We start from the raw sequence: 12,385 nt of genomic DNA, 5'->3' as shown, positions 1-12,385 counted from the left end.
TATTTTATTCAGAAAGGAGAGGGATTTTGAAAAAGAAAATTAAATATATTTTGATAGTTTTTCCAATAATTATTCTTTCCATCCTTTTGCTGATAATGAGTAATGTTTTTAAAACTAATATTTTTAAATCCAGTAGTGGAAAAACTGTAGCTCTTGTAAATGGAGAGGAAATTAAAAGTTCTGAATTTACAAAGATATATGAAGCAAGGAAAAACTATTATATAGACAAGGCTGGAGATGAAAGCTTTTTGGATAAGCCTTCTGGCAAAGATAATCTCACTATTGACGAATACATCAAAAAGACGGTTTTAGATGAAATGGTGGATTATAAAATCATAGAAGAAGATGCCAAAAAGATGGGAATAGAAGTTGACAGCAAACTTGTTGACAAGAAATTAGCTGAACTTAAAAAAGATTTAGGCGAAAAATATAAAGAAGATCAAAAGAAATTAGGAATAAAAGATTCCTACTATAAAGATAAAATCGTGGAGCAAGAATATTTAAAAGCTCACGAAAAAAAAGTTAAAAGTACTTTTGAAGTTAAAGATGAAGAACTGAAAAAATACTATGAAGAACACAAAAATGAATACTATTTGGCAAAAGTTTCACATATTTTGCTAAAAACAGAAAAGGAAGCTAATCAAGTTTATGGTGAGCTTTCGGAAAACAATTTTGGTGAACTTGCAAAAAAATATTCTAAAGACCAAAACAGTAAAGAATCCAATGGTTTTTTAGGAGAATTTAAGTCGGGCATATTTGAAGAAAGTGTTGATGAAGTAATTAAAAATCTTAATGCAGGTCAAATATCTAAACCCGTAAAATCTAAGTTAGGCTATCACATTATTAGAGTTGATGAAAAAAAGATTCAACCCTTTAGTGATGTCAAGGATTCTATTAGAAATGAAATTTTGAATAAGAAATATCAAGATTATTTGAAAAAATTGAAAGAGAAAGCAGAAGTTGAAATTAAACTAAATGATGCTAAAAAATGAACTTAGATTTTGAAAGATAAAAGGAGGATGGACTATGAAAAAAAGAATAATGTCTTTTTTACTTGCTGTAACAATGATCTGTCAGATTTTTACAGAAGGCATAGTTTATGCAGCAGGAGAGAATAGTATATTTAGTTCCGAAGCGGGTTCAGAGGTTAAGACAACAAATAAAGCATCAAGCATTTTAGAAGACAACGGATACGAAGAAGCCCCTAAAAGCAATTCGCAAGAAGAGGAATTAAAGAAAGATAACAAAACAGAATCCTTGTTTGAAAAACAAGATTCTCATGAAAATAATGAAATCGTTATTGAAGGAGAAAAAGTTGCTCCAGAAAATAATGAAAATAATAATGTAGATTTAGAAAATCCTAAAGACGAAATTATAGATAATGCAATTATAGATGAACAAGGACAAGATAATACCGAAAACACATTAGACCAAGAAGAAAAGGAAATTCAAGAATCTACAGAAAAGAATATTAAAGAAGAAAACAACAAAATTATTTCTGAAGAAGAAAATGTTTTAGACGAATTTATTGAATCAGAAAATTTTGAAGAAAATAAAGAAGCTGTTTCTACTGAAATGGGAGTTTATGATCTTGATTTAAAAGACATCCATTACGTAGAAGACAAAGATGGAAACTGGACTTATGAAACAGGACTTGTTACATACTTTACAGTTCCAAAAGATGTGACAAGTGGATTTGAATTTGCATTAGATCTTCCAGAAGAAATTAATATTGGGGGAATAAAGAATTCTGATGTAACACTTGGTACAATAAAAAACCAATTTGATAGCTTAATTAACGTATATCTACAAAATGGTAGATTAGTTTATAAGGTTACAAATTATGGTGCTGAAGTTATTTCTCAAACACCATTTGGTATTTCTGGTAACTTCACAATTGGTATTAAAGAAGATGATGCCAATGTAGCACTTGTAGATGATTACAATTATAATGGCGGAGCGGAACTTTATAAAGGAGTTTCAATTAACAAAAGTGGTCTTGACAGACTAAAAAATCTTTTACCTGAAGATAATAATTCACTAGTAGAAGAAAATGATTCTCCACTTGACAAAAGAGAAGTTGAATTAACTTATACTTCTACTTTTGGAGAAAAAGAAACACTTATAAAAGACTCTGTAAAAGCTTATGAAAGCGAAAACTTTAACAACAAGACAAAATATATTTACAATTACGAAACAAATTTCATAAAAGATTTTGATGATTATTACAAGGAACAATCTTTTGAAATCAACAGATTTAATCTTTTAAAAACTGAAGGAAAAGATAGCTCAACAATAAAGATCAAGTCTTCTAATGATGTTAAGAAATCAGATGATATTGTAATAAAAAATGAAGCTGGAGAAATTTTATATCCAGGCGAATGGACTGACTTTGTAAAAGAAACTAGGGATGGATTTGAAATAAATATTCCAGCAGAAAATGGAGTTTACCCTAAGATTTCAATTACTTACAAATCTCAAATAGACAATATCGAAGAAGAATCTAAAACTGAAGTAATTTTAGCTGACAAACTTTATACAGAAGACACAGCTATAAACAACTTTAAGACAGAAATTATCAGTTCTAAAATTGATGATAAAAGAGAAGTTGAAAATGACAAAGCTAATTACAATAGCGATTACTTCACAGAAAATACTCCTATTAAGGATGACGTTACACTAGACAAAGAAGTTAGCTTAATTTCTAACAAATCAAGCGAATCACAAGACGAAATTCTTGATATGATTAATAAGGTTATGAAGGCTCCTGCAAGAGCAAATAAATCACCAGAACAAGTTTGGCTTGAAAATGAAATTAAGGCTCTTGGCCAACCAGTAAGAAAGTTGACACAAGGACAACTTGACACATTAAAGCAAAAATTCTTACAAGAACCAACTTTTGTGGCAAATCTTACTGCAACAGAAGAAAACTTCGACAAACTTATAAAACAAATTAACCTAGAAGATGCACAAGCTTGGGTTACTGAAAGATTAACAGCATTAAAAAATGAAGGAAAGCTTAATGACCAAACTATTGGACAAGTTAAGGGCGAGTTCCAACAAGAATTTCCTAATGTTGATTTAAATGACATCAACTGGCAAGAAGGCACACCTTCTACTAGTGGAACTACTTATCCATATCAACTAGCTTACACAGATAAAACTAGTCTTAGATATGAAGATGGTTCAGAAATTGATGCCTTTGGACAAATTGACAAAACTAAAAAACTACAAGTTTGGTGGGATATTGAAGTTGATGTATCTGAAGTTAATAAAAACAGCGATTTAGATTATGATAGTTTAAACCTAGCTTTCCATGCACCAACAGGACAAGGACTTAACAAATTTATATTTGCTGCTAGCAATAATAAAGAGAATTTAGACAATGAATACAACTACGCAAGAAGTGAAACAGTTGGTGGAGATCTTGACGTTGGATACATGACTATTCCAAAATCTCGAATCACTGGAGATAAAATCTATCTAAGAGTAAAGGCGGATGTAACAGAATATCATCCTAAATATTCACTAGGAGTTAGGATTAATCCAGACTCAAACTATATTAATAGTATAGTTGATAACTTTATAAAAGAATTTGAAAGTATTCCTACTATATTTAAGTGGATGCAAGGTGTAGAAGAAGCAAGACAATATGCTAATATTCCATTTAACCTTTTAGATGCAAGGTTGACAGCTGGTGGAATAGAAAATGAATTAAAGGCTGAAGAATTTTATTCAGACAGCTCAAGATATGTGTTTGCCAGCCAAAGTGGTTCAAGTATATCATGGCATATCACAGACCTTCTAAGACTTGGCGAAACTCCTGATGAAAATATAAAGAATGCTAAATTTTATCCTGCAACTGCGAAAGTCCAAGATCCTAAGATTTTCATTCCATTAATAGATGGTGGATATAGACAAGTTAATAGCATAGAGGAAGCGACTGCTCCTAATGGACAAATTTATCCAGGAACAATTTTATCTTACGGAACAGGTCGACAAGACATTGACCTTGGTAAGAGGGATGAAATTGAAATTAATTTCAAAGAAAAATTCAAAGATGCTAATAGCAACTATCTAAGCGAAGAAGCACAAAAGACTGCTGCAAAAGAAGGTGGAGTTAACACTTCTTATGTAGTAATGAAGACTCAAACAGAACTTGATTCTGAATATAGAATGTATTATGAAACACCTTTCGGTAATGATATTTTCCGTATAAACAAGACTTTTGAAATGGCATTTTGTCTAAACTTAGCTATCCCAGAACCAAGTGTTTCCTATAATCCTAATACTGGTGAGTTTATAAGAGACCCTGCCCTTGCAAGGACACAAGGCCCATCAGGTTTAGACATCTTAAATAACATTAATAACAATAGGGATCAAAAGGAAAGACTTCAATATCTATTAAATAATCCAAAGGGAGAATTTTATAATCCTAACATAGCAGATTACAATACAAAGGTTGAAGACCTATTTAAGAGAGTTTTCTATTATGCTGATCAAATGAAAATTGAATATGAAAAAGAAAATGGAAAGAGATTAAATAGAGTCCTAGAATCTCAAATGATTCAAAGAATGGTTCACTATATCACAGATATTAAGGGACTATATTATGTCTACTATACAGAAGGTTATGAACCTGATTACTATAATTTAATTTCAAGACGAATTCTTCTAGGCGCAATGGATATTGATAAAACTCAAGAAATGCCTCAATTCATTCCTGATGAAGAAGGCATTGCAAATGATCCTAATATATTAGTATTTGGTGAAGGTGAGTCTGCAAAAAGTGAATATATTAGAAATAAACAAGCAACACTTGCGAGAAAATTATATGCCAAAGTAGTCGCATCCTATGGACAAAATAGTGATTGGAATGACAACAAGAGAGATTCCGTTGACTTAACTCTATATACTCATGGTAGGGCTAATGAATTCCAACAATTAATTGCTGGTTATGTTAATAGACCTGTTGAAGTTAAGAAAGTAGATAGAGAAGAAAAAACATTAGCTGGCGTAGAATTTAAAATAACAAATCTTGAAAGTGGTAAAACTTTTACTTGGACATCAAATGAAAATGAAAAAAGTGAAGTTTATTTAAAACCAGGTAGATATAGATTAGAAGAAACTAAGACACCTGAAGATTATGAACCAATGAAGCCTATTGACTTTGAAGTTGTTAAAAAAGAAGAAAAACCTCGTGATTTATTCTTCCCAACAATTAACAAAGATATACACGTAAATGATTATGTTCATAACATTGCAAGATTAAGACAAGGAACAGAAGTCCCAATGTCTGCTGATGGAACAAAACTACTTTACAAGGCACAAGACAATAAGGACATGGGTTTTGTAGTTAAGAATGTTCTTGATGACTTAGGAAAACTTGAATTCACAAAGACTGATGGAGTTAACCCATTAAAGGGCGTAGAATTTACACTTATTAAAGTTGATGAACAAGGCAATGTTATCAAAGGCGAAGATGGAAATCCTGTATTTGAAAAAGTTTCATCTGGTGTAAATGGTAAATATCTATTCGAAGGTATTGGAGTTGGCAACTATATTTTAAGAGAAACAAAAACTCCAGAAGGCTTTGAAAAACTAGAAGACATAAAAGTCATTGCAGAAAAAGTAACTGATCCACAAACTGGAAAAACAAAGGTTGTAGCAAAATTTGTGGATGCAAACTTAGAACAAACAAAAACTCTTGTAAATAAGCCAGAAAAAGTTGGAATAGAATTCCAAAAATACAGTAATAATCAAAATAGACCACTAAAAGGTGGTAAGTTCGTCCTTTACCAAAAATCAGGTACATCTTATTCATATTACAAAGAGGCATCTGCTTCTGAAGTTAAGGTAATAAGAGATAAAGATGGAAATATTACTGGATACACTGGTGGACGATTTATCTTTGATGAATTATCAATTGGGGAATACATCCTTGAAGAAAGACTTGCTCCAGAAGGATATGACAAAGTTAAGTACACAGACGAAGAGGGCAATGAACAACTAATGAAGTGGCTTGTAAAAGTCGAACTTAATAAGGAAGAGTTAGAACAAAACCCTGATTCTAAAAACAAGCTAAAATATACAGTTTACGAATACAAAGACGGTGAGTTAGGAAATCAAATTGAAACCACTGAAATAGTTAATGGCGACAAAAAAGACAGTGTTTATAGAATTTACAATGAACCTTTCCAAACTGACATGTCCTTTAAGAAGATGACTAGGGATATAGTTGATGGTAAAGTTCAAAATGAAAAAGAATTGACACAAAATGATCTTTTAAGAGGAGCAAATGGAAAACCAGTAGAATTTGCCCTATATAATTCAGATTATTATGGAGCTAAGTTGCACAAGGATGGTTCTATTCCAAAGCCAAATGAAACTCCAGAACCAATTCAAACTGTAAAGGCAGATAAGGATGGTAATTTTAACTTTACTAACTTGACAACTGGTCAATATTATAAACTTGAAGAAGTAAACCCACCTCTAGGTTATGACAAGCTACAAAATGGTTTATTAATCCACGTAGTAAGTTATGGTGGACCAAATCTTAGAGTTGTTTTGAGAGACCCTTCTAACAACGCAGTAGTTGATGAACACAATGTATTACAATTTGTTGTAAATACAAAGGGTAGACTTGGAGAATTAAAAGTTAAAAAGACTGGTAATGCACTTCCACCATACGATGGAGAAATTGGACTAAGAAGAGCTTACTTTAGACTTTATTATGCAGATGAAAACTTCAACAAGAGAAAAGACCCTGAAACTGGAATTGAATACATCCAAAAGATAACAGAAGGTCTAACTCAACAAGATCCAAGTACTGGAGAAGGGAGAGATCCAAGCACACTTCCAGAAAATCAAGGTATGGCAGTATTTGACAACTTGAGACCAGGTAAATATATTCTTGAAGAATACAGAGGACCTGCTGGTTATGAAAGAACTCATGACTATTGGAAGATAACTGTTGGAACTGATGGAACTGTCAAAAAAGAACATGTAAAAGTTGACGATGATGCAAGTAATACTAGCAGCTATGCAGCAAGAGCACCTAAGTTAGACTTTGAAACACTTAGCAACATAAATCCTGAAGTATATTCTTCTCAAGCTGCTTCTGTAGAAGAAGCTGCAAATAAGACTGACACTAATATTGTTGAAAACAATTCAATGTTAGCAAATAAGTCTAATGAAGATAATAATGCTATTGAAAAATATAGGATTGAAAATCAAGATAATAATCTTCCAAGAGAATTAAATAATGCTATCACAGGAAGTAACTATGATGTTCTTGATAAATATCTTGAAGACTCTAATAACCTATTAGCTAAGCCAGTAAATAGAGCACCAAGAGTTAATAGAGTTGGACAAAGCCCAGAAGCAAATGTCTATGAAGATGACAATTTAAGAATTAAATATGACCAAATGCTTTATGAAACAGACAAGAATCAGGTGACTGTTGGTATGAATATTTTTGGAAAGAGCACAACAGAGGAACAAGACAAGAGTCTATCTGTAATGCTTTTAGTTGATAGGGCTAGAGATGATTCTAGAGACGGTTCTATGGATGAAACTGTAAATAAATTCATACAGAGTCTAGTAGATAAAGCAAAGGCTGATGGTATTACTTTAAATGTTGGATTAGCTGACTATGGTACACCGACTACTTCCCATCCTGATACAGGTCAAGAAATAGGGACTTACTCTGAAAGAGTTAAGGGAAGATATCCTGTAACAGAACTTGTTGACAAAGACGGAAATGTAAAATTAAATGGCGATTACCTTGCAAATATGTATGTTTCTCCTAGATCAAGTTCTATAAATCTACAATATCAAACAGTAGATTTGATGGATAGTGGAAAAACAAAAATTGGTTCTCCTTTCTTGACAAATTATGTCGAAGAAGAAAGTTGGATTAATGAAACTTGGAACAAATCAGACAAGAAGATCTTCGTAAGTTTCTCTCACCTTGAATCTGATTTTCAAGATAGCTTCAATGGAATGATTGATGGTAAAGTTGAGTATGCTTTTAATAAGAAGGATTTTGCTAATGGATTAAGTCAATTAAGAGATTATGCAGAAGTATTTTCATTCCTTTTCTCAAAAAGTTTACCAGAGCAAAGAGTTGAGGGTAGTATTCCAACGGCCAATAAGGGATCGATGAGATTATATGAATACATGAAGTATAATAATTTGATTGATTATGATCATAGTTTTATCTTTTCAAATAGAAATAGTTGGAATGACAAATTAGCTGAAGGAGCTAAACAAGGATATAAAACAAATAAATACGGTCAAACTGATACTAGAATTGACTATCCTGATACTGTAAATCTTGTACTAGATAAGTTCCCAACTAAGGATACAGCAACAAATATTGGAACAATAAACAAGGGAACTATTGAATTAAGTATTAAAGCTCCTCTAAAAATTGCTGGATTTTCAACTTCAGATAAGAATGGAGCGAACTTTACTGGTACTCAATATTCCAGAAAACAAATTAATGATAACTTGTTAAAGATATCAGATATAAGTTTAAAAGACGGAGAAAACATAAGAGTTCAATTGACATTGGATTTAAGTGGTTTAACTCCAAATCAGGCACAAGACATTTTATCTTGGCAAATAAAACCTGATGCAAATGCTGAAGTTGATAGTATAACTACAACACCACAAGTTAAGTACAATAAAGTTGCACCACCTGTTGGAGATACTTACAGTCAAACTGTAAAATTTGTCTTCACAGATGATCCTTCTACTAAACCTGGAGGAGTTGTTGGAAGATTAAGCTTTGAAGTAATGGAAAACGGAGAATGGAAACAAGTTGAAAGTCCATTTGACGACATGAGAATAAATGCTGGTGGATTTGCAAATGGTAGTGAATTACTTCCAGTAGTTTATGATAAACTTGATTCTAATAAACAATATAGAGTTAAGTATGAATCAACTGAAACTAGCTGGGGAAGACTTCCAAATCCAGAATATTTTGATATAGACTTTAGCAAGGCCGACCCAGAAACAAAGAGATTGCCAGATATAGAAATTCAACAAGGTCACACTATTAAAGTATTTAACAAAGACGAAACTGGATTTAGAATTCCACTAAGAATTAAAAAGACTGCAGAAGATGGATATCCACTAGATGGAGCTAACTTCAGAGCAAGAAAGATTATTGATGGTAAAGAAGGAGCTTTCTATTACAATGAAGCTTATGACCAAATATCTGCTGCTACTGGATTATCTGGAGATAATTACTTCAGAGAACTTTCTCCTGGTGTATATGAACTTACAGAAACAAAAGTACCTGCAGGATTTAGAGAAGATGTAAAAGACAAGAAGTGGTATTTTAAAGTTGAGAAAAAAGAAGGTGCACAAGCATCTGATGCCAACAGTATGTTTATTACTTTTGACTTCACTGAAAATATAACTGCAAGTACAAAATTCACTAAGGGAATAAGTGAAGAAGAAAAACAAAACTTAATTGCCCTTGGAACAATTAAAGGTATAGGAAGTGCATCTGTATTAGAAAATAACGACTATATTACAATTGTTCCTAGAGACGAAGATGACGGAAGAAGTAAGCCGGCAAGACCAGACGCTCCATATCCAACAATTGATGAAATTGGAGTTAAAAACTTCAATGCAACAACTAAATTTAGTTTCCAAAAATTCGATGAAACTGGAAGAAATATTTTAGGTGGAGCTGAATTTAAGCTTACAAAGACTGACAAGGACGGAAAGCCTTTAACTAAGAATGTTGATGGAAAAGAAGTTCCTGTTTATGAACAAACTCGTGTAAGTGATTCAAACTCAGGTTTTGTAGAATTTGATGGACTTACAAAGAATTCAGCAGAAGATGGAGATAAGTATATACTTGAAGAAATTAAAGCTCCTGCTGGATATGAAGTTTCTAAAGAAAAATTCGGACTTCAGGTATTTGTTTCTGATAAGGGAAGCTGGGAAATCAAGTATTTAGATGAATCCAATCCGCTTGTAGTATTTAGGGATGGAAAAGTTGCTGGAATAAAGAACAACTTATCAAGAATTGACTTCAATTTCAAGAAAGTTGATTCAAAGGGAAATCCTGTTAATGTAAGTAGATTCCTATTGCAAGGCGTTGACAAAGACAATAAGGTAATAGAACCTGGAAACCCTGGATATTACCGCTCAGAAAAATACACAACATCAGGTCCGAATTACAGATTTGAAAATCTTGAAGAAGGAAGATACAAGCTTACAGAAACTAACTACACTAAGTATGAAAAACCTCACGATTGGTATTTCAATGTAGTTAGAGATGAAAATACTGGTAGCTTAAGTTTTGATTTCTCAGAACTTCAAAATGACAAGACCTTTGAATATGTTTTGAATGCTGAAGATGGAACTTATGATGTTAAGGTTATTAACTATGAAAGAATAAACTTTGCCTTCCAAAAAATTGATATATCTGAAAAAGATAAGCCAGATGGAGAAATAAAAGGACTACAAAATGCTAAGTTCTCTTTGAAGAAAATCTACACTAAGGATTTAACAATTGAAGAACTAAAAGATCAAGATACAAAAGATAAATACTTCATTGAATATGAAATGAATGGAGATAAATTTGTATTAGATGATAATGGTAATGTAAAAACTGTAGATCCAAACAAAAAAGGTTTTGGATATTACCAAGAAAAATCATTACTTGGATTTACTTCCCATACCTTTGAAGGCTTGAGTGAAGGTATCTATGAACTTGAAGAGTTAAAACCACCACAAGGATACGAAAACTCAAAGGATCAAAGAAAGTGGATAATAAAAGTTGTAAAAGACGATGAAACTCAAGGTCTTAAGGTTGTTTACGATAAGGACTTCGAATCAAGCTACTATGGTGACATTGATAAATATGATAAGACTGGAAAGATAGTTCTTGATAATGATAGAATTCCTAACTTAATCCTTGGAACAAATGGATCTAAGGCAAGGATAGTAAACAGTCGTGACACAATTGACCTTAGATTTAAAAAGACAGATACTTCAGATGAACCTTTAGTAGGAGCATCCTTTAGACTTGATAAGATCAGCAATGATTCTAAGGATCTTGATGCGGCTAAGGTAAAAGACCCTAAGATTCTTTCAACAAAATTTGGAGAATCTGTATTAAAAGAAGGTGACTTTGGTCCAATAGCTGAGGTTTTAATTAAGGATTTAGATGAAGGTATTTATATCCTTAAAGAAACTAAAACCCCAGAGGGTTACAAGCTACCTATTAGAGATTTCGTAGTTCAAGTTAGGGAAAGTGATAAGGAAGGTCACCCTGCTGGATATTTAGTATTCAATATTTATGAAAGAGATTTATCTAGCGATCCACCTAAGATTGTTGATAGAGGTGAAGGTGAACATACTAACACAGACTTCATAAACTTAGTTTTAGAATCTATTGGTAGTGGATTTAGTGGCGGAAAATATCATGAAGAATATGTTTACCGAATTAGAAACTTTAAGGATATAGGATTTAAGTTCTTAAAGGTATATAAGGATGAAAATGGTCTTGAAACTATTAAGCGTGGTAAGCTTAAGGTTAAACTTGAGCCAGACGAATCACTTGATATTCCTTGGGATAAAACTAAAGCAAATTACACTATTGAAAAAGAATTTAATTTGTTACAAGATTATGATCAAATGAAGTTACAACTTGAAAATCCAATTACTGGAGATTATATCTTGACTGAAGTCCAAGCACCTATCGGTTATACAAAGACAAAGAACAAGTATAAGATCCACATGGATATTGAAAAAGAAACTGTTACACTTGTCGCTGTATTAGATGCTGAAGGAAATCCTTTGAAAAATGACAAGGGACAAAATATTACGGAAGACGGAAAAGTAATTCCAGAAGGAGGCATTGATATAAGCACAAATGCAGAAGTATTTAACTTCAATATTGTAAATGAAAAATCTATCTTCCCATGGACTGGTGGACCAGGAACTATTATCTTCACTCTTGGTGGAAGTGCGATAATGGCAGCTGGAGCATATTTATATCTAAGAAAGAGAAGATATGCTGAAGATTGATTTTCGACAAGTCAATAAAGAAACAGAAAGGTCTAGGATAAATTCCTAGGCTTTTTTGTTTCTTTTTTTATGTTTTGGATTTAATAATTTGAGATAATTAAGTTAAAATTTTAGTTTTTTAAAAATTTATAGTTGCATCAATTTTATTATTAGTGATTTTTTATATTTTTTTCTTTTGGGAGTAAAGCTTAAAAAAATATAGAAATTTTATTTATAAATTTTTTCTAATATAAAACATTTTCGTTTATGAAAAATTATTCTAATAATAAAATACGATTTTTAAAAGAATATTTTTAAATTTTTATCATTTTCTAAAAACTATTCTTCT

At 31.9% G+C, this 12,385-nt stretch carries 2 protein-coding genes; both read left to right on the top strand.

The window, feature by feature from the left end; translation table 11 throughout:
* Positions 1-26 precede the first annotated feature (26 nt).
* Entirely contained in the window at positions 27-992 is a 966-nt protein-coding gene (locus BN3657_RS00535; RefSeq protein ID WP_062551340.1) for a peptidylprolyl isomerase, read from the top strand.
* Between the two features lie 34 nt (positions 993-1,026).
* A complete protein-coding gene (locus BN3657_RS00530) occupies positions 1,027-12,057 on the top strand; it encodes a prealbumin-like fold domain-containing protein (RefSeq protein ID WP_062551339.1) in 11,031 nt (3,676 codons plus the stop codon).
* The last annotated feature ends 328 nt before the right edge of the window (positions 12,058-12,385 follow it).

Source organism: Peptoniphilus phoceensis (assembly GCF_001517665.2).
GTDB lineage: Bacteria > Bacillota > Clostridia > Tissierellales > Peptoniphilaceae > Peptoniphilus_A > Peptoniphilus_A timonensis.
Note: the sequence above shows the minus strand (reverse complement) of the source record. Positions and strands in the feature narration are given on the sequence as shown.

What these genes read in the sequence shown, in the direction of transcription:
- BN3657_RS00530 (WP_062551339.1), top strand. Translation starts at nt 1,027, where the DNA reads ATGAAAAAAAGAATAATGTCTTTTTTACTTGCTGTAACAATGATCTGT.